The organism is Ralstonia sp. UNC404CL21Col (genome assembly GCF_000620465.1).
In the GTDB taxonomy this organism is placed as follows: Bacteria; Pseudomonadota; Gammaproteobacteria; order Burkholderiales; family Burkholderiaceae; genus Ralstonia; species Ralstonia flatus.
The window spans coordinates 1,594,207-1,619,478 of record NZ_JIBE01000003.1; the positions used below are offsets into that span (position 1 = coordinate 1,594,207).

Genomic DNA, 25,272 nt, shown 5'->3' on the forward strand with positions numbered 1-25,272 from the left:
GGAAATCCCCCTCCACCCAGCCCGCCCCCCGGTGGTCTACCATGGCCCACACACCAAAAGCGCCACGCCAGGAGACTCCCAATGCCCACAGAGGCCACCCACCGCGTCTTCAACCAGGTCCCGGACCTGACCGGCTTCAACCCCTTCACGTCCGACACCACATTGCAAAACGCACTCGAACGTCTGGGCGGCGGCTGGAACGCCAGCGCGCTGCAAGCCTTCGGGGACCAGCTCGGCGCACCCGAGACGCTGCAGTGGGCGGCCGAGGCCAACACCTATCACCCCGAACTCCACACCCACAGCCGCACGGGAGAGCGCATCGACGCCATCCGCTTCGACCCGGCCTGGCACGCGTTGCTCGGCCTGATGCGCAGCCAGGGGCTGCAGGCGCTGCCGTTTGCCGACCCGCGCCCGGGCGCCTGGGCCGCCCGCACCGCCGGTTATTTCATGCAGGCACAGATCGAATCCGGCACGCTGTGCCCGGCGACGATGACGTTCGCCAGCATTCCCGTGCTGCAGAAAGAAACCGCGCTGTTTGCCGACCTGGGGCCGCGTCTCTACGCCCGCGAACACGACGCACGCGATCTGCCGTGGCGCCAGAAAACCGCCATCCTCGTCGGCATGGGCATGACCGAAAAGCAGGGCGGCTCCGATGTGCGCAGCAACACCACGGTGGCAACGCCCTTGCGCGGCGAGGGCCGTGGCGCAACGTACGCCATCACCGGCCACAAGTGGTTCTTCTCTGCGCCGATGTGCGATGCGCACCTGGTGGTCGCGCGCATGGGTGCAGAAGACGGCCCGCTGTCGTGCTTCTTCGTGCCGCGCTTTCGCGATGACGGCAGCAAGAACCCGATCCAGATCCAGCGCCTGAAAGACAAGCTCGGCAACCGCTCGAACGCGAGCAGCGAAGTGGAGTTTCGCGGCGCCGAGGGCATCCTCATCGGCGAGGAAGGGCGCGGCATTCCGACCATCATCGAGATGGCGACGCACACGCGGCTCGATTGCGTGATCGGCAGCGCGGCCATCCTGCGCCACGCGCTGATGCAGGCGCTGCACCACGCGCGCCACCGCATGGCATTCGGCCGCCTGCTGGCCGACCAACCGCTGATGCGCAACGTGCTGGCCGATCTGGCCCTGGAATCGCAAGCCGCGACCTTGCTGATGATGGAACTGGGCAACGCATTCGAGCGCGCCGATGTCGATCCGCTGGCCGCGGCGTGGAAACGCATTGTCACGCCCGCCGCCAAGTTCTGGGTCTGCAAGCGCACCATCGAAGCGACCGGCGAGGCGATGGAAGTCTGGGGCGGCAACGGCTATGTGGAAGAAGGCCCGATGGCGCGCCTGTACCGCGAGGCGCCGGTCAATTCCATCTGGGAAGGCTCGGGCAACGTGATGTGCCTGGACGTGCTGCGCGCCATCGGCCGCACGCCGGACGATGCACTGCGCCTGGTGCACGACATTGGCGAGCGCGCCCAGGGCCACCGTGCCGTGCGGGCGGAGCTGGCCGCGCTGCAGGCGATGCTGCATCAGCCGGGCGACATCCAGGAAACCTCCGCGCGCCGCATCGCGCAGGGGCTGGCGCTCACGGCGCAGGCGGCGCTGATGCTGGCCCACGCCCACCCGGACGACGCCGAGCGCTTTATCGCCAGCCGCTTCCATCATCAGCATGGCCGCGTGTTCGGCACGCTCGATGGGCATGCGCAAGAACTTGGCGCGGTGCTGCAGCGCGCGTGGCCCGTGTAACACCACCCCGGGAATGCGGCCGCATGTGAGCACACGCTTTCGCCGAACGCTCTTCACCACGGACCGACGTCCGGCCGCTTATCCACGCACCGAAGAGGTGCTTGAGGGTATACCCGCAATCAGCGCATAATGCGCGCCCATGGCGGCGCGTGACATTGCTTCACGTTTTGGCATTCCCGGGGGGAGTGACGGCGCGCAAGCCAAAGCTGCGCCGACAGGGCAACAGCGCAGCCAGTCGTGCCACTAGAGCCCTAACCCTCTCCCAGGACCTTTGACGATGTCGTTCCCCGCGCGCACGTGGCTGCTGGCCGCGCTTGCCGTTCCCGCCGCTGTTTCCGCCACATTCTTCTCACCCGACGTTGCTGCCGCCACCCCGACGCTCGATCGCATCCGCGACTCCGGCACGGTGCATGTGGGGTATCGGGAAGACTCCATTCCCTTTTCGTATCTCGATGGCACCAAGCCGGTCGGCTACGCCATCGACATCTGCTCGCGGCTGATCGACTCGCTGCGCACGTCGCTCAAGCGCCCCGACCTGAAGGTGCAGTACGTGCCCGTCACGGCCGCCAACCGTCTGGACGTGATCGCCACGGGCAAGGCCGATCTCGAGTGCGGCTCGACGAACAACTCGCCGGAGCGCCGGCAGAAGGTGGCCTTCACCATTCCGCACTACATCACCAAGGGCCGCATGCTGGTGAAGGCCAACTCGCCGATCCAGCAATGGGAAGACCTGAACGGCAAGACGGTGGTGGCCGCGCGCGGCTCGACCAATGCCGACCTCGCACGCAAGCTCAACGAAACGGGCATGACGATGCAGGTGGTGGATGCCAACGACCTGCGCAGCGCGTTTGCGATGCTGGCCGATGGCCGCGCCAATGCGTTTGCGGGCGACGACATCCTGCTCTCGGGCATGCGCGCCACGGCCAAGAACCCGGCTGACTACCGCCTGGCGGGCAAGACGCAGCTCGTGTCGTCGTACGCGATCATGCTCAGCAAGCAGGACCCGGAGTTCAAGAAGCTGATCGACCAGTCGATGACGCGGCTGATTGTCGACGGCGAGGTGCCGAAGCTCTACAAGAAGTGGTTCCAGCAGCCGATTCCGCCGAATGGGGTGAATCTGGACGTGCCGATGAGTTATTTGTTGCGGGATTCGTTTAATACGCCTACGGATAGTGCGGGGAACTGAGGCGGGGTGTTTGTGCGTTTGTGGTGCATCCCTTGTTTCATCCCCTGCCGGGGCTGACTCACTTTTCTTTGTCTTGCCAAAGAAAAGTAAGCAAAAGAAAGGCGCGCCCGAGATGGCGACTTCCCCTTGAATTTATGTGACCGTGCGGGGAAGGAGGCAAACTCGCTGCGCTCAGACAGGCCTCCTTCCTTTTTCCGCCCGCTCACAGAAATTCAAGGCGCCATCTAGGGCTCCAACGGCCACACCGTTGGTGTGCGAAGGGCGGCGACACGGTTCGCCGCCCGGCTATTTTTAGTGCACCTCCGCCGGCGCTGCCTGCGCCGCGATGCTGCTCACCACATTCAGCGTCGGGCGTCCGCCTTGACGCATTAGGTCTGCGGCGCGCTCGGCAATCATGATGATCGGGGCGTTGGTGTTGCCGCCGATGAGCGTCGGCATGACCGAGCCGTCGATCACGCGCAGGCCTGTCAGGCCGCGCACGCGCAGTTCCGGATCCACCACCGCCATTGCGTCGTCGGCGCTGCCCATCTTGCAGGTGCCGACGGGGTGGTAGATGGTGTCGGCGTGCTGGCGGATGAGGGCGCGGACGGCTTCGTCGTCGGAGCCGTCGCCGCGGATGTTTCCGGAATACAGCTCACGGCCGCCCAGGTCGGCCAGCGGACGCTGCGCGAAGATGCTCTTCACGGCGCGGAAGCCGGCGAGCATGCCGGCCATGTCCTCGGGATCAGACAGGAACTTTGGATCGATCAGTGGGGCGTCGCGCGTGTCGGCGGAGGCCAGGCGCACTTCGCCGCGGCTCTTCGGGCGCAGCACGCAGACGTGGCACGAATAGCCGTGGCCGTAGTTGAACGTGCGGTTGTGGTTGTCGGCCATGGCGACCACGAAGTGCAGTTGCAGATCGGGATCGGCCAGATCGGGCCGGCTCTTGATGAAGCCGCCGGCTTCGGCAAAGTTGGTCGCCAGCATGCCGCGACGCTCGCGCCGGTAGCGCAGGATCTGGCCCAGCATATGCGCGCTGCCGCGTGCGGAATAGCCGATCAGATCGAGGTTGAAGACTTTCTTGTGCAGAATGATGTCGAGGTGATCCTGCAGGTTCTGGCCGACGCCGGGCAGGTCGTGCACGACCGGAATGCCTAGCGAGCGCAGATGCTCCGCCGGGCCTACGCCTGAAGCCATCAGCAATTGCGGCGAGCCGAAGGCGCCCGATGAGACGATCACCTCGCGGCGCGCGCGCAGCGTTTCTGTGCGGCCCGCACGCTCCACCACCACGCCTGCCGCGCGCTTGCCTTCAAAGACGATGCGCAGGGCCTGCGTGTCGGGCATCACCGTCAGCTGGCGGCGATTGCGGCTGAACGTGGCGTCAGCCTTGTTGCCGCCATGCAGGTAGGCGCGCGCGGCGTTCCAGCGCTCGCCGTTGTATTGCGTGACCTGGTACGGGCCGACGCCCTCCTGCTCGGGGCCGTTGAAATCGTTGTTGCGCCGGTAGCCTGCGGCCACGCCGGCCTCGACAAAGCGTTGTGCGATGGGGTTGCCGGTGCGCAGGTCGCTCACGTGCAGCGGGCCGGTGCCGCCGTGCAGCGCGTCGTCGTCGCGGCCGGCAAAGCGCTCGTTGCCTTCGGAGCGCTTGAAGTAGGGCAGCACGTCGTTCCAGCTCCAGCCGGTGCAGCCGAGCGCGGCCCAGTGGTTGTAGTCGCTCGGCGTGCCGCGGATGTAGATCATCGCGTTGAGCGACGAACTGCCGCCCAACCCCCGCCCGCGCGGCTGATAGCCCTGGCGGCCGCCCAGCCCGGCTTGCGGCACGGTCTGAAATCCATAGTTGCGCTTGTTCTTGAACGGCAGCGACGCCGCGCACCCGGCCGGCACCCAGACTGACAGGTGATGATCGTGCGGGCCGGCTTCGAGCAGCGCGACGGTCACGTCCGGGTCTTCGGTCAACCGGCTGGCGAGCGCGCAACCGGCGGAACCGGCGCCGACGATGACGTAATCGAAGGTGAGGGCCGAGGTGGGCAAATCGGTGGCCATGGATGTCTCCGGATGGGTTTTTTATTGGGCGAGCGACGCCGCCGGCTGTTTGCCGGTCACGAACTCACATCCTAGGCGCCATGGGTTGTTTCAAACGGCCGGGCTTACCCGCATTAGAGGCATCGTTCGATGTCACGCAGCAAACTGGCGTGCCGTCGCGCCCAAACCCTTGCCTGGGTGGCGATGGCAGGATGTCGCAATGCAGCAATTTCGTGCTGGCACACGGTTGCGCGGGCCCAGGCAAGCCGGGCATGCGGCACACGGCAGGGGCGTATCAGCCCGTCGCACGCGCGCGTGGCGGCCATACTGCTTTGCAATTGCACCGATCCGCCCACCTTGCCAGGAGCCCCCGATGCAGCCTGCCGACCTGCCCGCCCCGCACATGCTGCGCATGCAGCAGACCTTCGAGGCCATGCGCGCCGCCCACCAGGCCGACATGCTGCCCACCTGGCCCGTGCGCCGCGATCGGCTGATGCGCCTCAAGCGCCTTGTCATGGATAACCGCGAGGCCATCGCCCAGGCGGTCAGCGCAGACTTCGGCAACCGCTCGCGGCAGGAAACCGAGTTGCTGGAGATCTTCCCGAGCGTGGACGGCATCAAGCACGCGCTGTCGCACGGCAAGCGCTGGATGCGCGTGCAGCGACGCGGCGTGAGTCTGTGGTTCCGGCCGGCCAGCACGCGGCTGATTCCGCAGCCGCTGGGCGTGGCGGGCATCGTCGTGCCGTGGAACTACCCGATCTATCTGACCATCGGGCCGCTGGTCTCCGCACTGGCCGCGGGCAACCGGGCGATGGTCAAGCTCTCGGAATACACGCCGCGCTTTTCCGCCCTGTTTGCCGACCTGGTCGAGCGCAGCTTTGCCGCCGATGAAGTACGCGTCATCAATGGCGATGCGGCGGTGGCCGAGGCCTTCTCGCGGCTGCCGTTCGACCACCTGCTGTTCACCGGCTCCACCAACGTCGGCCATCACGTCATGCGCGCCGCCGCCGACAACCTCACGCCCGTGACGCTGGAGCTGGGCGGCAAATCGCCCACGCTGATCGGGCCGGATGCGGACTTTGACCGCGCGGTGGAGCGCACGCTGGTGGGCAAGCTGCTCAACGCCGGGCAGACCTGCGTGGCACCTGATTACGTGCTACTGCCGGCCGGCACCGAACAGCGCTTCATCGATGCCGCACGCAAGCTGGTCGGCAAGATGTACCCCGACATGGCGCGCAACCGCGATTACACGACGCTCATCAGCCCGCGCCACTTCCAGCGCATGGCCAGCCTGGCCGACGAGGCCCGCGAGCAGGGCGCGCAGGTGCTGGCGCTCACCAACGTTGCGCCCAACGACGCCACGCGCCTGTTCCCGCCCGCGCTCATCACCGGCGGCACCGATGACATGCGCGTCATGCAGGAAGAGATCTTCGGCCCGCTGCTGCCGCTGGTGCCCTATCGCACGCTGGACGAGGCGATCGACTACATCAACGCGCGCCCGCGCCCGCTGGCGCTGTATGTGTTCGAGCGCAGCAACAGCACCATCGACCGCGTAATGAGCAGCACCATCGTCGGCGGCGTCTGCATCAACGAAACCCTGCTGCACGTGGCGCAAGACGACCTGCCCTTTGGCGGCGTGGGCGCCAGCGGCATGGGCGCGTACCACGGCATCCACGGGTTCGAGCGGTTCTCGAAGATGAAGCCGGTGTTCAAGCAGGCCCGCCTGAACGGGCTGGGCCTGTTCCGCGCGCCGTACGGCAAGACGTTCGAGACGATGATGAAGCTGCTCGTGCGCTGACAAGTCATTAGCAGCAATGAGGTTTTAGCAGCCAAGCATTAGCTTCTAGAATGCAGCGATGGCCAAGAACCTCGACATCACCCTCGTCCGCACCTTCATTGCTGTGGCGGAAAACGCCAGCATGACGGTGGCGGCCAACGCGCTGCACCTCACGCAGGGCGCCATCAGCCAGCAGATCAAGCGGCTCGAAGACGCCTTCGAATGCCGCCTGTTCGAGCGCGACGGCCGGCGGCTGGAACTCACCCACGCGGGTGAACGCTTCCTCGGCCGTGCCAAGCGCCTGCTCGCCCTCAACGACGAGATCTGGGCCGACATGGCCGCGCGTCCGCTGCAGGGCCCGGTGCGCCTGGGCGTGCCTTACGACCTGGTCGGCACCGTTTTCCCGCCAATCTTCAAGGCGTTTACCGAAGCGTGGCCATCGGTGGAATTGACCATCGTGTGCGGGACGTCGCCCGAGCTGGCACAGAGCATTGCGCGCGGCGAGCTGGACGTCGCCGTGGTCGAAGCGCCGGTGGATGAAGCCACGGGCGAATGCCTGTGCGTGGAGCGGCTGGTGTGGGTCGGCCCGCGCGGCGGCAACGTGCATGCGAAGCGCCCGCTGCCGCTGTCGATGGTGGATGAAAGCTGCGCCTTCCGCACCCGCGTGCTCAAGGCGCTGGGCGAGCACGGCATCGAATGGCGCACGGTGTTCGAGAGCGGCAACATTGAAGCGACCACCGCCACGGTGCGCACCGGGCTGGCCGTCACGGCATGGCTGACGCCGACGGTGCCGGCGGACTTGGACATTCTCGGGCCCGAAGCCGGCCTCCCGGAACTGCCGATGTTTGCGATCAGCCTGCTGTTGCCTGCGCAAGGCGCGAGTGCGGCGGCGCTGGCGTTGGCGCAGTGCGTGCGCGACGGGTTCTCGACGCGGCAGCGTGTAGCGGAGCGGCGCGCCGCCTGACCCGTGGCCGGCGGTTACAGGCCGCCGCCTTCGATCTGCACCCGCCCTTTCGGCGTATCGAGCACGAGCGTCAATGCCGGCCGTGCCGAGTCGGTCAGTTCGACGTGTTGGTTCTCCGGCTCGGAAGCATTCCACCCCAGCCCATGAAGCTTTGCGCGGATGGCCGGCATCCCCGGATGCGCGAGTTGGAATTGGTTCAGGCGCAGCCCAACCTCCTGCATCCGGTCGACCGGGCTTTGGCCGCCTGCCCAGTCGATGAGTGCGGGCCAGCAACCGCCCGCTTCCGCTTCACCGTCGCTGCGGTGAAAGAAGTGCCATCGCAAATCGCCACGCGTCACTTCCAGCAATTCGTGCTGCGGTGATTCGCTCGCGTTGCGCGCCAGATCCGGAACGCTCGCGACCCAGCCGAACAACCGGGGCGCCTCTTCCAATGTGCCTTCCCGCGTCAGGCGGTCGAGCGCAAACCAGCGCGTCCTGTTGGGCGCCGCCGCCTCCGGGTCGATGGCGATGAACTCCAGAAAGACGCCGGGCGCAATCTGCGTGACGAGGTTGTGCGTGCCCATCAAGGGATGCTTGCCGCCTGCGGGCAGCGCCACGCCAAACCGCTGCGCGGCATAGGCCTGCGCCTGTTCAAGTGATTGCGCGACGAAGGCAATGTGATCGAGCTTCAAGATGGCTCCCGCTGTATCCGCCTCAAATGTGAGGGCCCAGCATGCCACAGCGCATTCCACGATGTTGCGGCGTGGTGTCGGCATCCCCGCCCGTCTCGGGGATGGGTCCAACTGTTCTTATGCGGCGGAAACCCGCCGGCGCTCAATGGCGGCCAACACCTCCCACGTGTGCGGATCCACGTCGCTCCCCCCGAGCGACATCGACAGATACGCGTCGATGGCATCGATAAAGCCTTTCACGAATGCCGGCGGATACGCGTGTTCCGAAAAGTACGTGAGCTGCTCGCGCAGCCTGCCGGGCCGGCAATGCCCAGGGTCGCGCATGACGCTGTGCGTGCGGCACAGAAATGCGCGTGCCGAGACGGCGCCATCCAGGTAGAGGCGGTTTTTGGTCAGCGACATGCGGCACCTCCCGGTTGTGCGGGAAGCCTGCAGCGCCAAGGCGGTGGGGAAGGGTAAGACGCGGGGCGATGCCCGCTGAGTGCGGTAGCCATGTGGCCTCCTGGAGTGGATTGAAGGAGACCCGGCCCTCGCTGCGAACGAGGGTGGCGGGCCTGACGACAGGGTTCGCAGACCGGCCCACTCCAGCTCGCCGGCAGACCCGAAGGTCTCCCTGCCCGGCCCGCCGCAGAAAGCATAGGCGTGCGCAAGCACCGGACATGAAAACGCCGCTCGGAAGCGGCTGTCCGTCTGGAGGGAAAATGGGCTGCGAAACCCGGTCACCGCGAAGGCAGTGACGGTGGGGATTATATGTGCCCATATGGCGGCAAGGACTCGCCTCGAACGCACGGCACCAAAAAACAAAAACCCCGCCAACCGGCGGGGTCCCCCAAATCCTTTTGAGCCTGCAAGCAATTCAAGCCTGCGGCGCGGCCCCATCTTCAGGAGCTGCCTCGGCGCCTTCAGCCTTGGCTTCGTCCTTCTTTTCCAGCATCTCTTCCAGCGCGCCAGCGCCCTTGAAACCGGCGACGGCGGCAACCGCCTTGGTCAGCAGGCCGGCATCCGGATCGACTTTCTCGGCGGCTTCAACGGCGGCGACGGCGCCGGCGATCTTGCCCACTTCATCCAACAGTCCCATGGTCACCTCCGCGTGATTGAACGGGAGAGCCATCTTCCCACCGGCAAGGGGCGCAAGTGCAAGCAAAGTTAAAAATTTTCCGCGGACGGACGTTTGCGTACAGCGCGCATCACTCTGCTTCTGCGCCGGCAGGGGTGGCGGTGAGCGCGGCAAGGCGCTGACGGGCGCTATCAGTAATCGGGCTCGATTGGCGCGTGGCAACGTCGATCTGCACGATTACCGATTGCGATGTGGCGGCGCAGCGGCCGTTCTGGAAGATGGCCTGCTCCAACTTGACCGAGCTGCGCCCGACGCTCGCCACACGCGTACCGATCTGCACGGAGCCGGGCCAGAGAATCTCGCTGCGGAAGTCGAGCACGAGTTGCGCGATGACGAACTCGCAACCGGGCGCGGCCAGCGGGTTGTCGGGCGTGAAGAGCATTTCCACGCGGCCTGTCTCCAGGTACGTGGCGAAGACGGCGTTGTTGATGTGGCCCTGGCGGTCGGTGTCGCCGTAGCGGAGCTTGTCGGTCGAGTGCAGCGGGAAATCGGAAAGGGATGGTGTGGTCGTCATGTGGGGCGCGAAATCTGGGTCAACCTGCGCATTCTGCCTGCCTTCCTGTGCAAACGCTGACCGGGTGACCGCACCACAGCGCTTACGTTGACTCGTATCAACGCGTGGCTTTCAGCAGCGCTTACGTTGGAAGCAGACGCCGGCCGCGCACGCTGCGCGACCGCAGACATGGCAAGGAGGCCACATGAAAACCCTGGTACTGGCAACGGACGGATCGGCCTATTCCGATGCGGCAGCGCGGTGCATTGCCGACAAGACCCTCTTCGGCAGCGATGTGACGGTGCACGTGGTGCATTGCATGCCGGACCTGTCTGGCGACATCAAATCGCTCGTCGGTAAGGCAGAAGTTGACGCGTGGTACGCGGAGGAAAGCACCGGCGCGATGGCTTCAGTCTGCGCGATCCTGGGTGCGGCCGGCGTGCCGTTCGAGCAGCACGCACTGGTCGGTTTTCCACCAGAGCGCATCGTGCACCACGCGCAAAGTGCGGGGGCCGCGGCCATCGTCATGGGCTCGCACGGGCGCGGCGTGTTCGTCGAGGCGCTGATGGGCTCGGTGGCAGGGCGGGTGCTCGCGCATGCCGAATGCCCGGTGCTGCTGGTGAAGGCGCCCAAGGCTTGAAGGTGGCGGGCGGCGCGCTGCTCAACTCCGCCGCGCGCCGCGCTATCCCAGCGCCCGCACCGACGTGCTGATCGCCCGCGCGCATTGCAGCAGCGCCGGGCCCAGCTTCGTTTCCATCTCTTCCGCCGTCCACCGCCCGGTGGGCGCAACAAGGTGGATTGCCCCCAGCGGCCGCCCGTTGCTACTGACGATGGGCGCGGCGATGGTCATGTCCCCGAGGAACAGTTCTTCGCAGTTGGTGGCGTAGCCGCGCTGGCGCGCCAGGCGCAGCGTTTCCATGATGTCGGCCACGTCGGTGCGCGTGTGCATGGTGTGCGCCACGCGCTGCGACGCCTCGACGATGGCTTGCGCTTCCGGCATCGGCAGGGCGCTCAGGTAAGCACGGCCCGACGCGGTGCAATACATCGGGATGCGGCTGCCAATGGGCATGTGCACCGGCACAAAGTGCGCACTCACAAAGCGGGCGACGTACACCATCTCGTCCTGATCGGGCTCGGTCAGGCACGAGGTTTCGGTGGTCATCTTGGTGAGTTCGGCCAGGAACGGATTGGCCACGTCGATGAGCGTGTCGGCGGCCAGGTAGTTGAAGCCGATCTTCATCACTGCGGGGGTGAGCTGGTAGCGACGCGTTTGCGGATGCTTGCGCAGGTAGCCGAGCTGCTCGAGCGTGTAGATCATCCGCTGCGCCGAGCTTTTGTTGATGCCGGCAGCGGTGGCCACGTCGGCAATCGTCATGGTGCGGCGCTGCGCGTTGAAGGCCCCAAGCACGGCCAGCCCTTTTTCCAGCGACTGGTTGAACAGCAGGTCGGGCGCATCGGCAGATTCAGCAGCGTCGGTCATGGCAAGTGGCGGCTCATTGGCAAATCAACGGACAAAGAATCGCATATCGATTCATATACGTCGATTAGTGGTTTTCCATAGTTATTAATCGATTCGATACGTTCGAATATTGGCACAACCATTGCATTACGTTGAGCCATTCCCCGTGCATGCGCGTTCGGGGTGCGTCTTTTTTCCGTTGCCTGGAGGATTGCCATGTCTGTTGTCACCACCTTCCGTCGCGCTGCACTGGCGTTGTGCATGCTCGCCACTGCATCGTTTGCCTGGGCGCAGGGTGCGCCGGCCACCTACAACGTCGGTGCCACGGCCACGGGCGTGCCGTTCACGTTTCTGGACGTGAAGACGAATTCCATCCAGGGGATGATGGTCGACACCGTCACGGCCGTGGGCAAGGCGGGCGGCTTCAACGTGAACGTGCAGCAGACGGTGTTCTCGGCGCTCATTCCGTCGCTCACGTCGAACAAGATCGACATCATCTCGGCGGCGATGCTCAAGACGCCGGCGCGCGCGCAGGTGGTGGATTTTTCCGACCCGGTCTACTCGTACGGCGAGGGCCTGATCGTCAAGGCTGACGACGCCAAGAACTACGCCACGCTCGATGATCTGAAAGGCGAGGTGGTGGGCGCGCAGGTCGGCACGGTGTTCCTCGACATGCTCAACAAGAAGGGCATCTTCAAGGAAGTGCGTAGCTACGACTCGGTGGCCGACATGACGCGTGACCTGGCGCTGGGCCGCATCAAGGCCGGCCTGGGCGACCAGCCGATCATCGCGTACCAGATCCGCCAGAACGCCTTCCAGGGCGTGAAGCTTGCTGCCGGCTACAAACCCGCCAACGTGGGCGATGTGTGCCTGGTGGTGCGCAAGGGCGATACCGAAACGCTCAACCGCCTCAACAAGGCCATCGCCAAGATCAAGGCGGACGGCACGCTGGAAGCCATCGTGAAGAAGTGGGGCATCTGATTTCAGACCGGTGATGCGCCATGAGTGTTGCAACGTTTCTTGAGAACGCGCAGGACTTCCTGCCGATCCTGCTGAAAGGGGCGGTGGTCACGGTGGAGGTGACCGTGCTGTCGTTCCTGCTCAGCAGCGTGATCGGGCTGGGGCTCGCGCTGATGCGGTTGTCGCCCATCAAGGCCGTATCTGCGGCCGGGGCGACCATCGTCAACATCATTCGCGGGCTGCCGATCATCGTGCAGCTCTTCTACATCTACTTCGTGCTGCCGGACATCGGCATTCAGCTCACCGCGTTTCAGGCGGGCGTGATCGGGCTGGGCATTGCGTATTCGGCGTATCAGGCCGAGAACTTCCGCGCCGGCATCGAAGCCGTGGACCCCGGCCAGCGTGAAGCCGCGCAGGCCATGGGCATGCGCGGCACGCTGATCATGCGGCGCGTGATCCTGCCGCAGGCGTTTCGCATTGCGCTGCCGCCATACGGCAACACGCTGGTGATGATGCTCAAGGATTCGTCTCTGGTGTCCACCATCACGGTGGCGGAAATGACGCGTGCGGGGCAGCTCATCGCTTCGTCCACGTTCCAGAACATGACGGTCTACACGCTGGTGGCGCTGCTGTATCTGGTGATGAGCCTGCCGCTGGTGTTCGGCCTGCGCAAGCTTGAACACCGCTTGGGCGCAGGGAGGGCCAAACGATGAGCATGATCGAGATCCGTGATCTGCAAAAGCACTTTGGCGAGCACCACGTGCTGCGCGGCGTGAGCCTGCATGTGGACAAGGGCGAAGTCGTCTGCCTGATCGGCCCATCCGGCTCGGGCAAGTCGACCGTCCTGCGCTGCATCAACGGGCTGGAGTCGTATGACGGCGGCGAGATCCGCGCTTTTGGCGAACGCGTCGATCAACACAGCAAAACCATCCACACGCTGCGCAGCCGCATGGGCATGGTGTTCCAGCGTTTCAACCTGTTCCCGCATCGCAGCGTGCTCGAAAACGTGATGGAAGGCCCCGTCTACGTGAAGGGCGAACGCCCTGAAGCGGCACGTGCCAAGGCGATGGCGCTGCTGGAGAAGGTGGGCCTCGCCGCCAAGGCGCAGGCTTATCCGGCGCAGCTCTCCGGTGGCCAGCAGCAGCGCGTGGCGATTGCCCGCGCGCTGGCGATGGAGCCCGAGGCGATGCTGTTCGACGAACCCACGTCTGCGCTCGACCCCGAACTTGTCGGCGATGTGCTGGAGGTGATGCGCGCACTCGCTCGCGAGGGCATGACGATGATCGTCGTCACGCACGAGATGGGTTTTGCCCGCGAGGTGGCCGACCGCGTGTGCTTTTTGCACAGCGGCGCCATCGTCGAAGAAGGCCCAGCCGCGCAAGTGCTCGGCGCCCCGCGTCAGCCGCGCACGCAGGACTTTCTGCGCCGCGTGCTGCACAAACCCGCCGATGCTCGCGCCGGAGACCTCGTGCCATGACGCAGCCGCACCTCGATATCGCCCCGGGCGCTTTGGGCGGCGAGCCGCTGCCGCCGTCGCTGTGGGCCGCCACGGCGCCGGCCGCGCCGCCCACGCCTGCGTTGATGGAATCGATCACCACCGATGTGCTCGTCGTCGGCGGTGGATACACGGGGCTTTCTACCGCGCTGCATCTGGCCGAGCGCGGCACGCAGGTCACGGTGCTGGAGGCCAACGATCCGGGCTGGGGCGCCTCCGGGCGCAACGGCGGGCAGGTCAATCCGACACTCAAGCATGACCCCGATGAACTGGTGAGCCTGTTCGGTGCCGCGCGTGCCGAACCGTTGATCGACGCCGTCTCGCGCTCCGCCGATTTAGTGTTCGATCTGATCGACCGGCACCACATCGACTGCCAGCCCGTGCGTGCCGGGTGGCTGCAGCTTTCCTATTCGGACAAGGCCGTGCCGGCGCTGCATGCGCGCGCAAGGCAGTGGGAAAAGCGCGGCGTGCCGGTGGAAATGCTGGACCGCGCCGCCGTCACGCGCCGGGTCGGCACTGAGGCGTTTGCGGGCGCGTGGCTCGACGGCCGCGCGGGCGGCATTCAGCCGATGGCGTACGCGCGCGGTTTGGTGCGCGCCGCACAGCAAGCGGGCGCCGCCGTGCACGGGCAGACCGCCGTAACGGCGCTGGAGCGGCAGGGCGCGCAGTGGATCGCTGCCTCCAGCACCGGTGCCGTGGTGCGAGCCCAGCGCGTGGTGATCGCCACCAATGGCTACACCGGCCCGCTGTGGCCGGGCCTGGCGCAGACGGTGCTTTCTGCCAACAGCTTTATCGTTGCGACCAAGCCGCTCAAGACGGCGGATGCACAAGCCATCCTGGCGCGCGGTGAGACGGCTTCCACATCGCAACGGCTGCTGCTGTATTTCCGCAAAGACGCAGCCGGGCGCCTGCTGATGGGTGGACGCGGCTTCTTTTCCGAGCCGCGCGACGCGCAGGATTTTGCACACCTTGAACGCTCACTGGAGCTGCTCTTTCCGCAACTCGGCCCGCTGGAATACGAATACCGCTGGGCCGGCCGCATCGCCATCACGCGCGATTTCATGCCGCACATCCACGAGCCCGCGCCTGGCATCACGATGGCGTTGGGCTGCAACGGGCGCGGCATCGCGCTGTGCACCAGCCTCGGCCAGCACATCGCCGCGCGGCTTGCGGGCAGTGGAGAGGCGTTTCCGTATCCCGTATCGCCCATCACGCCGATCCCGCTGCATGGCCTGCAGCGCTTCTACATTGCGGCGGGCGTGGCGTGGTACAGCCTGCTCGACAAGCTGGGCGGCTGAGCACAGCGACACCCCAGGCCGGGGCGGCATGGTCTAGGATGAAGGCTCCTTTTCGTCACATCCTGGGGGACCCATGTCGCATCGCCGCCGTCTTGCGCTCGCCTTCGCGGGCGCCGCACTGTTTGCTGCAGCCACGCCTTCGTTTGCCTATTTCCGCAACGTGCTGGCCAGCACCATCATCGGCTCGATGAGCCCGACGGAGTTGAAGTCGTTCACCAAGGCCATCGGCGATGTGCTGAAGAGCACCGCCGACAACGCGCCCACGCAATGGACCTCGCCCGCCACAGGCAAGCAGCCTGCCGTCGACGCGACCATCACACCGCTGGAAACCAAGACCGATGCCGGCCAGCCGTGCCGCCGTCTGCAGAGCGAGCTGACGCGCGGCAGCAGCAAGGAGCAGTGGACGGCGTGGCTGTGTAAACAGCCGAGCGGCGAATGGAAGTTGCGGCGGCTGGCGCAGTAAGGCATCGGCTACCGGGCAGTCTGTAGCGCGGGCGAGCCGCCCCGATCCGGCGGCTCGCCCACCGGCGGCACTCAGCGGGCCGCCCGAAACGCCACCGCCAACCCCAGCAGAATCATCGCCATCCCCGCCATCGCGAGGAGCGCCAGGCGATGGCCGAGCACGAGGTCATCCAGCAGCGCCGTCACCACCGGCACGAGGTAGAACAGGCTCGTCACGTTCACGAGATTGCCGCGCTGCATGAGCCGGTAGAACAGCAGCTGCGCTCCCACTGACATCACGACGCCCATCCACAGCAAGGCTGCGATACCGGGCAAGCTTGGCGCGAGCGGCAGCGATTGCGCAGGCAGCGCGAAAGCAAACGCCGCACACAGCACGAGGCTCACCGCGTTCTGCAGCGGCAGCGTGTCGATGGGCGACTGGTTCAGCCGCTTCTGCCCGATGGCGCCGACCGTCATGCACAACAGCGCGGCCAGCGCATAGCCGAGACCGGCCATCGGCACCTGGTGCGCATCGGCGCCGCCCACCACCAGCGAAAGGCCGCCCAGCGCGAGGAGGAGGCCGGCCATCCGCGGTGCGGACCAGGTACGTTCAGTCACGAGCAGCGTCAGCAGCGGCTGCACGCCGAGCACCGTGGCCAACAGCCCGGGCGTGAGGCCGCGGTCCAGCGCGAGCAGATAGCAGATCGAATAGCCGCCGGTCAGCAAGGCACCGGTGGCGGCCACCTTCAGCCGTGAGCCCGGCGCCGGCCACCACCGCCCGTGCCGCAAGCCGAGGCCCGCCAGCACCAAAGACGCGAGCGTAAAGCGCCCGACCAGAAACGCGAATGCCGGGACATGCTGCACCCCGATCTCCGCAAAGATTGCACCGCTGCTCCACAGCAGCACGAATAGAACCGTCGCGCCGGACCCTGCCAGCGCGGCTTGCATGGAACGCATTCCACTCACCTGTCGAAAAGAGATGTCGGGTTCCGGCGCGCAGGCAAGCGCCTGCCTCGGGCGTGTGCCCGAGCCTGGTTCAGGTCAACCGGAAACGAAGCGGCTGGGAATCAGCCGAGAGCGGGCGGAGGCGGCGGCTGTGCAGCGACCGCGTCGTAGCCCCAGGAGACGACAGGAGGCGGGAAGGGCCCGGGCTGCACGCACACGTCATCCACGCGGGCGCGATGGCCGGCGGCGAGGAGGAGGGGGGCGTGAAGTCGGGACATGAAGACGAAGATTCAGAGAATCAAAGAGGCGATGAATCGGAATTGGCCGATGGCGTCTGAGCAGACTATCGGGATCGCGCGCTGGGCGCAAGGGCGGCGCGTTACGGTTACTTCAGGTACGACTTGATCACCTGCATCACCGCATCGAGGTCTTCCTGGCGTTGCGCCTCGGCAGGTTCCTTCACGACGTGATCGGTCAGGTGGCCCTCGATGACCGCTGCCATCAGTCCGTTGACCGCGCCGCGAATCGCCGCGATCTGCTGCAAGACGGCGGTGCAATCGCCCTCGTCGGCGAGTTGTTTTTCCAGCGCAGCGGCCTGCCCCTGGATGCGCCGCACGCGCGCCAGCAGCTTGGCTTTATCGCGGATGGTATGAGCCATGGGTCGGGTATCGAGGTGAGGTGAACGACGCGCGAGGGTAGCATCACTATACTCGGGGGGAGTATATTTCGCCTACCCGATTTCACTGCCTTCCCCATGACCGCGTTCACCACCCTGCTGCAGCAAGGCAACGCCTGGCTGTTCGTTCCCAGTGCGATCCTGCTCGGTGCGCTGCATGGCCTGGAGCCCGGGCATTCAAAGACGATGATGGCGGCGTTCATCGTCGCGATCCGCGGCACGCTCACGCAGGCGGTGTTGCTGGGGTTGTCGGCCACGGTGTCGCATACGGCGGTGGTGTGGGCGGTGGCCATGGCGGGCCTGTACTTCGGCCGCAACTGGAACGCAGAAACGACCGAGCCGTATTTTCAGATGGTGTCGGCCGTGCTGATCGTGGCCGTGGCAGCATGGATGATGTGGCGCACCTGGCGCAGCACGCACGCGGCGCACGACCACGATCATCATCACCACGATCACGGCCATGACGACGTCCAACGCATCGACACCGGCCATGGCGTCGTGCAACTCGCCATCTTCGAAGATGGCGTGCCGCCGCGCTTCCGGCTGACACGCGAGGGCACGCGTGGCACCGCATGGTCAGCCGAGCAGGTGCAGGTCGTCACCGAGCGGCCCGACGGCAGCCGGCAAACCTTCCGCTTCGTCCAGCGCGACGGCTTTCTGGAATCGGAGCAGGTCATCCCCGAGCCGCATGCTTTCGTAGCGCGCCTGTCGCTCGGGCACGAACACCATCGGCATGACTACGACGTCACGTTCTCCGAGCATGATCACGACCACGACCGTGATCACAGCCATGGCGGCCTCGATGTTTCATCTGCCGAATACCAGGACGCCCACGAACGCGCGCACGCCAACGACATCCGCCGCCGCTTCACCAACCGTGAAGTCACCACCGGCCAGATCATCGTGTTCGGGCTCACGGGCGGGCTGATTCCTTGCCCGGCGTCGATCACCGTGCTGCTGTTGTGCCTGCAGCTCAAGAAGATCACTTTGGGCGCGGCGCTGGTGCTGTGCTTCAGCATCGGGCTGGCGCTCACGCTGGTGGCCTCGGGCGCGCTGGCGGCGCTGAGCGTGAAGCACGTCTCCCGGCGCTGGGGCGGCTTTGGTGAATTTGCACGCCAGGCGCCGTACCTCTCAGGCGTGCTGATTGCCCTCGTGGGGTTGTACGTGGGGTGGCAGGGCGTGCATGGGGTGATGCAACTGCCGTAGCAACGTCTGCGTGTTTGGTGTGACAAGGCTGCATCCATTGCCGCATGGCCTGCGTATCTGCAGGTACAGGCTGAGGCTGGTGCGGCATGTTTTTCGTCGATGCAGTGTCAGGTTTGCATGCGCACCGCGACCAACCTGTGGGATCCGGGCGGCCACGCGCCGCTAGCGATCCAATGGATGCCGCCTCCGGCGGCACGTTCACCGCACGAGGAGTTCATCATGCACACCCGCCGCCTTACCCTGGCCTTGCTTGCCACGCTTTCCGCTTCCGCCGCGCTGTTCATCGCCCAACCGGCTTCGGCCGCGCAGGCCAAGTACGATCCGTACACGCAAGGCGCCGTCGACAAGACGGACCCGTTCACGCAGGGCGCCGACCGCCAGGCCGACACCTATGGCTATCTGTCGTGGAAGTACGATCGTTTCGATCCGTATGCGCAAGGCGCCGATCGGCAAACCAGCGCACACGACGTGCTCGCGTGGCGTGGCGATACGAGCTACCCGGGCAGCACCGACGGCGCACGCGCGTGAAGGGCCGGGTTGGCACGGGAGGGACCGCGTAAGCGCGGCCCCTCCGCGCGAGCCTCACGTCGTCGGTGTTGCCCCGTCGACGATCCGGTCATACAGGGCACGCGCTGCAGGCGATAGTTGCGCCGCCTTGCGCGTGACGAGCACCAGCGTGCGCGACACTTCCGGCTCGACCAGCTCCACCGTACGAATCATCGGATACGCGTTCTTCTGCATCGCCAGCCGCGGCACCACCGCCGCGCCCAGGCCTTCGGCCACCAGCCCGAGCGCCGTTGAACTGCGCTGCACTTCATAGAACGAATGCAGCGTCACGCCGCTCGCCTTGAGTGCACCGTCGAGCAGGCTGCGGTTGCCGCTCACCTCGCCGGCGAAGATGAGCGGGTGGGGCTGCAGGGCCTGCCACCGGATGCGGCGGCGCTTGGCGAGCGGATGATCGTCGCGGCAGACGAGGACGTACGGATCGCTCGTCAGCGGCACGCTCACGAGTTCCGGATGCTGGTCGCCCGCAATGCTGATGCCGAACTCGGCTTCACGTCGCAGCACGGCTTGCAGCACGGACGCCGAGGCATGGTCGAGAATCTTCACGCGATCGTGCGGGCGGTGCTCGGAGAACGCGCGCAGGATGCGCGGCAGGTAGTGCACGCCCACCGTCGGCACGCAAGCGATCGTGACGTCGCCGCGCTGGCTCAGGCCGGTCTCGCGAATCTCCGTGAGCGCATCGGACAACTCATTGAGCAGCCGACGCGCCTGCGGCAGAAAGCGCTGACCGATTTCCGTCAGCTCGGTCCGGCGCGTGGTGCGCTCCACCAGCGCCACACCAAGAAACGCCTCCAGCTTGCGCAGGCGCTGCGTGATGGCGGTCTGCGTCACGTGCAGCGTGTCGGCGGCTTGCGTAAAGCTGCCGCTCTCCGCAATCGCCACGAATGCCTGCACGCCGAGCGTATCGATTTTCATCAACGTTATGAATGAATTTGAAAATTGAATTCATTTTACTGATCGATTAGGAAACCGGACACTCTGCGCATCCCGCACGCAAACCACGACAAGGAGCGCATCGTGACGAACCCCCACGATTGGTATGCAAAGCAGTACGTGCAATTCGAGGATGAGCGTACGCGACCCGTTCGAGACCTGCTCGCCGCGGTGCCGCCCACGCCCATCCATATCGCCATCGATATCGGCTGCGGACCGGGCAATTCGACGGAAGCGCTGATAGCGCGTGCGCCCGGGGCAGCTGTTCGCGGCACCGACGCCTCGGCCGACATGATTCAAGCTGCGCGCAAGCGCCTGCCCGAGGTGCGCTTCGATGTCGCCGACATTGCTGCGTGGGCTGAGCCGGGCGCGTATGACCTGATCCTCGCCAATGCGGTGCTGCAATGGCTGCCGGCGCATGAAACGCTGTTTCCGAAGCTGGTCGGCAAGCTGGCGGTGGGAGGCCACTTGGCCGTGCAGATGCCGGACAACCTTGACGAACCGGCGCACCGCCTGATGCGCGAAGTGTCCGCTGCGGGGCCGTGGGCCGGCAAGCTCAAGGGTGTGGAGCGCACGGAGCGCTTCGATGCGCGCCGTTATTACGCGCTGCTCTCGCCGCTGTGCGCGCGCGTCGACGTGTGGCGCACCACGTACATGCATCCGCTCCAGGGCGGCGCAGATGCGGTCGTCGAATGGTTCAAGGGTAGCGCGCTGCGGCCGTTCCTCGCCGCGCTGAGCGAGGACGAGCGCCCCGTATTCCTCACGCGCTATCGCGACATGATTGCGCAGGCCTATCCGGCACTCGACGATGGCACGGTGCTGCTGCCGTTTCCTCGCCTGTTCATCGTGGCGACGCGCAAGTAGGCGCAATCGCAGAAGCGGAAACGCCGGCCATGAAAAAAGCCCGACGGTAGACCCCGGCGGGCTTTTATCTGACATCTGCGGCGCTCAACGCGACGGGTTCAGGGTCAGGTTCATGTGACGGTTCACATCCTTGTACAGCAGGTAACGGAAGCGGCCAGGGCCACCCGAATAGCAGGCCTGCGGGCAGAACGCGCGCAGCCACATGAAGTCGCCGGCCTCCACTTCAACCCAGTCCTGATTGAGGCGATAGACGGCCTTGCCTTCAAGCACGTACAGGCCGTGTTCCATCACGTGGGTTTCGGCAAACGGAATCACGCCGCCCGGCTCGAACGTGACGATGTTGACGTGCATGTCGTGGCGCATGTCGCTCATGTCGACAAAGCGCGTCGTCACCCACGCGCCATTGGTGCCCGGCATCGGGATCGGCTCGACATCCTGCTCGTTCGTCACGAAGGCTTCCGGCAGGGGAATGCCATCGACGACCTGATAGTGCTTGCGGATCCAGTGGAAGCGCACAGCGGCGTCACTCACGTTGTGCAGCGTCCAGTCGGCGCCCGGCGGAATGAACGCGTAGCCGCCCGGCGTGAGCGTGTGCTTCTTGCCCTGCAGCGTCAGCTCGGCTTCGCCTTCAACGACGAACAGCACGGCTTCGGCGTTCTTGTCCTGCTCGGGCTTGTCGCTGCCGCCGCCCGGGTTCACTTCAACGATGTACTGCGAGAAGGTCTCGGCAAAACCCGACAGCGGGCGGGCGATCACCCACAGGCGCGTCTGGGTCCAGAACGGCAGCCAGCTCGTGACAATGTCGCGCATCACCCCCTTGGGGATCACCGCGTACGCCTCGGTGAACATCGCGCGATCGGTCAGCAGATCCGTCTGCGGCGGATGGCCGCCATGCGGCGCGTAATACGTGGTCTTAGACATGTTGCATTCAGGCAATGGGTTGGTCCGGCCCCGAGCGCAAACAGCAACAGGCGGTTCGTACGCGGGCGGCGTTGACGATAGCGAAGTCGCCCACAATCGACCAATTAAATGTTGCGATGACTTCCATTCGATTTGCCACTACCGCGCCAGCATCAGATCAAGGTTCTGGACCGCCGCGCCCGAGGCGCCCTTGCCGAGGTTGTCGAACACCGCCGTGAGCAGGACCTGACCGTGGTCGTTGGCGAACACGCCCAGCCGCATGTCGTTGGTGCCGTTGAGCGCCTGCGGGTCGAGATGCGGCAAGGCGGACGGCGCCTGCAGCGGCATCACGTCCACATGCTGCGCGCTGGCGTAGTGGTCAGCCAGACATGCGTGCAGCGCGGTCGCATCAACGCCGGCGTTGAGCAGACGCAGCTCCAGCGGCACCGTCAGCACAATGCCCTGGCGATACGCGCCGTAGGCCGGGACGAACATCGGCCGCTGCGTAAGCCCGGCGTGCAGTTGGATCTCCGGCGTGTGCTTGTGCGCCAAACCCAGCCCGTACACCTGGAACGGCAGGGCGCTTGCTGCCTCGGGCCCCTCGTACGTTTCCACCGCGGCGCGGCCGCCGCCCGAATAGCCGGACACGGCATGAATGCTGATCGGGTAATCCGCCCGCACAAGGCCCGCCTGCACGAGCGGGCGCAGCAGCCCGATCGCGCCGGTCGGGTAGCAGCCCGGGTTGGTCACGCGCGACGCGCCCGCAACACGTTCAGCTTGCTCGTCGCTCATCTCCGGAAAGCCGTAGACCCAGCCCGGCGTGGTGCGATGCGCGGAGCTGGCGTCGATCACGCGCACGCGCGGGTTGACGATGGCCGCGACCGCCTCGCGCGCGGCCGCATCGGGCAGGCACAGGATGGCGATATCGCAGGCGTTGATGGCTTCGGCACGGCGTTGCGCGTCTTTGCGGGCGTCGTCGGGAAGCGTCAGCAGTTTCAGGTCTTGCCGCTCGACGCGGCCGCGCAGACGCTCGTGGATTTGCAGGCCGGTGGTGCCTTGGTCGCCGTCGATAAAGACGAGGGGCGTGGACATGGCGGGCGCTCCCAGGGAAAGAAGTTGGTGATGAATGCGAGCCTCCATCTTTAAGCGCGACCTAGAATATGAAAAGTTGAATTTCACAACCGTCACATTCAGCTTTCCTGAATCATGCGAGAGATCAGCCTGGACCGCCTGCGCACGCTCGTCGAAGTTGCCCAGCGCAGCTCGTTTGCCGACGCGGCGCGGGCGCTGCATCTGGCGGCGCCCACCGTCAGCCTGCACATTGCCGAACTGGAAGATCGCGTGGGCGCGCAGTTGCTCTCTCGCAAGCGCGGGCAGGTGCAGCCCACCGCCATCGGCGAGGTGATGGTGGAGCGCGCCCGCAAGCTGCTGGCCGATGCCGAGCAGGCGCTGGATGACATCCAACGCCAGGTGCAGGGACTGAGCGGGCGCGTACGGCTGGGCGCGTCCACCGGCGCCATCGCCCACTTGCTGCCGCAGGCGCTGGAGGTGCTGCGGCAAGACCACCCCGGCATCGACGTGCAGGTGGCGGTGCTCACGTCGCAGGAAACGCTGGCGAGGCTCGCCGATGGCGCGCTCGACATTGGCCTCGTGGCACTGCCGCAATCGCAGGTGGCGGGGCTCGCCATCAAGCCATGGCGGCGCGATCCGGTGATGGCGTTCCTGCCGGCGCACTGGACGAGCCCCGCGCGCATTACGCCGGCTTGGCTCGCCGCGCAGCCGTTGATCCTCAACGACGCCACCACGCGTCTGTCGCGCCAGACGACCGAGTGGTTCGCCACGGACGGTTATCACCCCGTGCCGCGCATCCAGCTCAACTACAACGACGCCATCAAGAGCCTGGTCGCCGCCGGTTATGGCGCTACGCTGCTCCCACACGAGGCGTCCGCCGCACCGTCGGATGTGCGCATCACCATGCGGCCGCTGCGGCCTGCGTTGTGGCGCGAACTTGGCATCGCCCACCGGGCCGGCCACGTCGAGCGATCGACCCAGCATGTGCTCGACGTGCTTTGGATGCTGCGCGCGAAATAGCGCATTGCGCGCCTTGGCACCGTGACGAGGCGGAGAATCCGTTGAATAAAGTTTGACTTCTTGTGTCGTGACAACTATCGTAAGATATGTTTTTCGACACAACCCGGCGCGCCCGGCCGCCCATTCCGAGCTGCGCACGCCGCCTCCTCCCTTTCTTTCTTCGCCCTCATGCCTCTACTTGATCCCTCGCGCGAGCGCCGGTTGCTCTGGCTGCTCGCGCTCACGCAGTTCACCGTCATCATGGATTTCATGGTGATGATGCCGCTTGGTCCGCAGATCATGCATACGTTTGGCATCGGCCCGGCGGCGTTCGCCACGGCCGTGTCGGTGTATTCGTTGTGCTCGGGTGCCTCCGGCCTGCTGGCCGCCACCTATATCGACCGCTTTGACCGGCGCCGGCTGCTGCTGGCCGTCTACGGCCTCTTCACGCTCGCCAACCTGGCCTGCGCGCTGTCGGGCAGCTACAGCATGCTGCTGTTTGCACGCGCGTTTGCGGGCGTCACGGGCGGCGTGCTCGGGTCGATCATCATGGCCGTGCTGTCCGACGTGATTCCGCCCGCGCGGCGCGGCGCGGCCACCGGCGTGGTGATGTCGTCGTTTGCGCTGGCGGCCATGGCGGGCGTGCCCGTGGGCATTGCGATTGGCGCGCACTTCGGCTGGTCGGCGCCGTTCTTCCTGCTGACGGCACTCACGGTGCTGATCTGGCTGGGCGCGCGGCAAACGGTTCCGCCGCTGGCCGAACATCTGGCAGGCAATCGCAGCCAGACGCTGGGCGAGGTGCTCTCCGGCTTGTGGCGGTTGCTCACCAACCCGCGCCATCTGCGTGCCTTCGTGCTGACCTTCGTGATGATGGGTTCGCACATGCTGGTGATTCCGTTCATCTCGCCGGTGCTGGTGGCCAACCACGGCGTGGCGCCTGAAAACCTGTCGTGGCTGTATGTGGCGGGCGGCGCGGCGTCGTTCTTCAGCTCGCGCGCCGTCGGCAAGTTGGCCGACCGCTACGGCCGCCGGCGCGTGTTCGTGGGCGCGGCACTGCTGGCGTTCATCCCGGTGCTGCTCATGACGCATCTGCCTGACTGGCCGTTCATCGGCATGCTGCTGTTCTTCCCGTTCTTCATGGTCATCCTCTCCAGCCGCATGGTCCCGATGCAGGCATTGATGACGACGGTGCCCGCCCCGCAGGTGCGCGGCGCGTTCCTGTCGGCCAACAGCGCGGTGATGTCGGTGGGCACCGGCGTGGGTGCGTGGGTGGGCGGGCTGCTGCTGTCCGGCGGTGCCGGCGGCCGCATCGAGGGCTATGGCCTTAACGGCTGGCTGGCCGTGGCGGCCGGGCTCTTCTGCGTGTTCTGGGTGAGCCAGGTGAAGGGCTCGGATGCGCAAGGCGATCCGTCGCTGGCGGCATCGCCTGCAGCACCGGCATCTGGGTCACCTGCCGGCGCGGCCGGTCCGCAAACGGTGCCGCAAGCACCGCAGGCGGAAAAGGCCTGA

Annotated in this window: 26 protein-coding genes; 15 read left to right on the top strand and 11 right to left on the bottom strand. The window is 66.0% G+C overall.

The annotated features are described in order from the left end of the window. Positions 1 to 81 precede the first annotated feature (81 nt). Positions 82 to 1,743, top strand: coding sequence for an acyl-CoA dehydrogenase family protein (locus N511_RS0107495; RefSeq protein ID WP_027678727.1), 1,662 nt, complete (start codon positions 82 to 84; stop codon positions 1,741 to 1,743). Positions 1,744 to 2,020: 277 nt separating this feature from the next. Continuing rightward, entirely contained in the window at positions 2,021 to 2,929 is a 909-nt protein-coding gene (locus N511_RS0107500) for an amino acid ABC transporter substrate-binding protein (protein WP_027678728.1), read from the top strand. Between the two features lie 291 nt (positions 2,930 to 3,220). Here N511_RS0107500 and N511_RS0107505 read toward each other — a convergent pair whose 3' ends face one another. Further along, the gene (locus N511_RS0107505) at positions 3,221 to 4,951 is read right to left on the bottom strand and encodes a GMC family oxidoreductase (RefSeq protein WP_027678729.1); all 1,731 of its coding nucleotides are present in this window, start codon (positions 4,949 to 4,951) and stop codon (positions 3,221 to 3,223) included. A gap of 352 nt (positions 4,952 to 5,303) precedes the next feature. On the opposite strand from N511_RS0107505, the gene N511_RS0107510 reads away from it, so the two are divergent. Together N511_RS0107510 and N511_RS0107515 are read left to right on the top strand one after the other, a co-directional pair. Further along, on the top strand, positions 5,304 to 6,728 hold the full coding sequence (locus tag N511_RS0107510; protein ID WP_231479587.1) for a coniferyl aldehyde dehydrogenase: 1,425 nt from the start codon (positions 5,304 to 5,306) through the stop codon (positions 6,726 to 6,728). A 58-nt stretch (positions 6,729 to 6,786) separates the two neighbouring features. Continuing rightward, positions 6,787 to 7,671 carry a LysR family transcriptional regulator gene (locus tag N511_RS0107515; protein ID WP_027678731.1) on the top strand — a complete coding sequence of 295 codons (885 nt, stop codon included), beginning with the start codon at positions 6,787 to 6,789 and terminating at the stop codon, positions 7,669 to 7,671. Between the two features lie 14 nt (positions 7,672 to 7,685). Here N511_RS0107515 and N511_RS0107520 read toward each other — a convergent pair whose 3' ends face one another. From N511_RS0107520 to N511_RS0107535, 4 genes are all read right to left on the bottom strand, one after another. Beyond that, positions 7,686 to 8,342, bottom strand: a complete 657-nt coding sequence (locus N511_RS0107520) for a VOC family protein (protein ID WP_027678732.1) — start codon at positions 8,340 to 8,342, stop codon at positions 7,686 to 7,688. Positions 8,343 to 8,459: 117 nt separating this feature from the next. Then, complete coding sequence (locus N511_RS0107525) at positions 8,460 to 8,744, bottom strand: hypothetical protein (RefSeq protein ID WP_015856032.1); 285 nt, start codon at positions 8,742 to 8,744, stop codon at positions 8,460 to 8,462. Between the two features lie 454 nt (positions 8,745 to 9,198). Beyond that, positions 9,199 to 9,420: a hypothetical protein gene (locus N511_RS0107530; RefSeq protein ID WP_027678733.1), complete on the bottom strand. Its 222-nt coding sequence runs from the start codon at positions 9,418 to 9,420 to the stop codon at positions 9,199 to 9,201. A 109-nt stretch (positions 9,421 to 9,529) separates the two neighbouring features. Then, positions 9,530 to 9,973 (bottom strand): acyl-CoA thioesterase, encoded by a 444-nt coding sequence (locus N511_RS0107535; RefSeq protein WP_027678734.1) that lies wholly within the window; start codon positions 9,971 to 9,973, stop codon positions 9,530 to 9,532. Between the two features lie 184 nt (positions 9,974 to 10,157). On the opposite strand from N511_RS0107535, the gene N511_RS0107540 reads away from it, so the two are divergent. Further along, positions 10,158 to 10,592, top strand: a complete 435-nt coding sequence (locus N511_RS0107540; protein WP_027678735.1) for a universal stress protein — start codon at positions 10,158 to 10,160, stop codon at positions 10,590 to 10,592. Positions 10,593 to 10,634: 42 nt separating this feature from the next. Here the strand turns inward: N511_RS0107540 and N511_RS0107545 are convergent, their stop codons facing one another. Next, positions 10,635 to 11,432, bottom strand: coding sequence for an IclR family transcriptional regulator (locus N511_RS0107545; RefSeq protein WP_027678736.1), 798 nt, complete (start codon positions 11,430 to 11,432; stop codon positions 10,635 to 10,637). 195 nt (positions 11,433 to 11,627) lie between these two features. On the opposite strand from N511_RS0107545, the gene N511_RS0107550 reads away from it, so the two are divergent. The 5 genes from N511_RS0107550 (at position 11,628) to N511_RS0107570 (ending at position 15,627) form a co-directional block, all read left to right on the top strand. Continuing rightward, complete coding sequence (locus tag N511_RS0107550; protein ID WP_027678737.1) at positions 11,628 to 12,392, top strand: ABC transporter substrate-binding protein; 765 nt, start codon at positions 11,628 to 11,630, stop codon at positions 12,390 to 12,392. Positions 12,393 to 12,412: 20 nt separating this feature from the next. Continuing rightward, a complete protein-coding gene (ehuD, locus tag N511_RS0107555) occupies positions 12,413 to 13,084 on the top strand; it encodes an ectoine/hydroxyectoine ABC transporter permease subunit EhuD (RefSeq protein WP_027678738.1) in 672 nt (223 codons plus the stop codon). A 2-nt stretch (positions 13,085 to 13,086) separates the two neighbouring features. After that, a complete protein-coding gene (locus tag N511_RS0107560; RefSeq protein WP_027678739.1) occupies positions 13,087 to 13,848 on the top strand; it encodes an amino acid ABC transporter ATP-binding protein in 762 nt (253 codons plus the stop codon). Beyond that, a complete protein-coding gene (locus tag N511_RS0107565; protein WP_027678740.1) occupies positions 13,845 to 15,164 on the top strand; it encodes an NAD(P)/FAD-dependent oxidoreductase in 1,320 nt (439 codons plus the stop codon). The genes N511_RS0107560 and N511_RS0107565 overlap by 4 nt, the downstream gene beginning before the upstream one ends. A gap of 73 nt (positions 15,165 to 15,237) precedes the next feature. Beyond that, positions 15,238 to 15,627, top strand: coding sequence for a hypothetical protein (locus N511_RS0107570; RefSeq protein WP_027678741.1), 390 nt, complete (start codon positions 15,238 to 15,240; stop codon positions 15,625 to 15,627). 71 nt (positions 15,628 to 15,698) lie between these two features. Here N511_RS0107570 and N511_RS0107575 read toward each other — a convergent pair whose 3' ends face one another. Both N511_RS0107575 and N511_RS0107580 read right to left on the bottom strand, forming a co-directional pair. Continuing rightward, complete coding sequence (locus N511_RS0107575) at positions 15,699 to 16,562, bottom strand: DMT family transporter (protein WP_027678742.1); 864 nt, start codon at positions 16,560 to 16,562, stop codon at positions 15,699 to 15,701. A 373-nt stretch (positions 16,563 to 16,935) separates the two neighbouring features. Further along, entirely contained in the window at positions 16,936 to 17,208 is a 273-nt protein-coding gene (locus N511_RS0107580) for a metal/formaldehyde-sensitive transcriptional repressor (protein ID WP_027678743.1), read from the bottom strand. Positions 17,209 to 17,304: 96 nt separating this feature from the next. On the opposite strand from N511_RS0107580, the gene N511_RS0107585 reads away from it, so the two are divergent. Then, entirely contained in the window at positions 17,305 to 18,432 is a 1,128-nt protein-coding gene (locus tag N511_RS0107585) for a nickel/cobalt efflux protein RcnA (protein WP_027678744.1), read from the top strand. A 219-nt stretch (positions 18,433 to 18,651) separates the two neighbouring features. Further along, on the top strand, positions 18,652 to 18,960 hold the full coding sequence (locus N511_RS0107590; protein ID WP_027678745.1) for a hypothetical protein: 309 nt from the start codon (positions 18,652 to 18,654) through the stop codon (positions 18,958 to 18,960). A gap of 54 nt (positions 18,961 to 19,014) precedes the next feature. On the opposite strand, the gene N511_RS0107595 is transcribed toward N511_RS0107590, so the two are convergent. Next, the gene (locus tag N511_RS0107595) at positions 19,015 to 19,911 is read right to left on the bottom strand and encodes a LysR family transcriptional regulator (RefSeq protein WP_027678746.1); all 897 of its coding nucleotides are present in this window, start codon (positions 19,909 to 19,911) and stop codon (positions 19,015 to 19,017) included. Between the two features lie 102 nt (positions 19,912 to 20,013). Here N511_RS0107595 and tam point away from each other — a divergent pair, with 102 nt between their 5' ends. After that, a complete protein-coding gene (gene tam / locus N511_RS0107600; protein ID WP_027678747.1) occupies positions 20,014 to 20,793 on the top strand; it encodes a trans-aconitate 2-methyltransferase in 780 nt (259 codons plus the stop codon). An 84-nt stretch (positions 20,794 to 20,877) separates the two neighbouring features. On the opposite strand, the gene N511_RS0107605 is transcribed toward tam, so the two are convergent. Both N511_RS0107605 and argC read right to left on the bottom strand, forming a co-directional pair. Further along, on the bottom strand, positions 20,878 to 21,714 hold the full coding sequence (locus N511_RS0107605) for a bifunctional allantoicase/(S)-ureidoglycine aminohydrolase (RefSeq protein ID WP_027678748.1): 837 nt from the start codon (positions 21,712 to 21,714) through the stop codon (positions 20,878 to 20,880). 138 nt (positions 21,715 to 21,852) lie between these two features. Beyond that, positions 21,853 to 22,785 (bottom strand): N-acetyl-gamma-glutamyl-phosphate reductase, encoded by a 933-nt coding sequence (gene argC, locus N511_RS0107610; RefSeq protein ID WP_027678749.1) that lies wholly within the window; start codon positions 22,783 to 22,785, stop codon positions 21,853 to 21,855. A gap of 114 nt (positions 22,786 to 22,899) precedes the next feature. Between argC and N511_RS0107615 the strand changes: the two genes are divergently transcribed. Together N511_RS0107615 and N511_RS0107620 are read left to right on the top strand one after the other, a co-directional pair. After that, positions 22,900 to 23,784, top strand: coding sequence for a LysR family transcriptional regulator (locus tag N511_RS0107615; RefSeq protein ID WP_027678750.1), 885 nt, complete (start codon positions 22,900 to 22,902; stop codon positions 23,782 to 23,784). A 168-nt stretch (positions 23,785 to 23,952) separates the two neighbouring features. After that, positions 23,953 to 25,272, top strand: a complete 1,320-nt coding sequence (locus N511_RS0107620) for an MFS transporter (protein WP_027678751.1) — start codon at positions 23,953 to 23,955, stop codon at positions 25,270 to 25,272.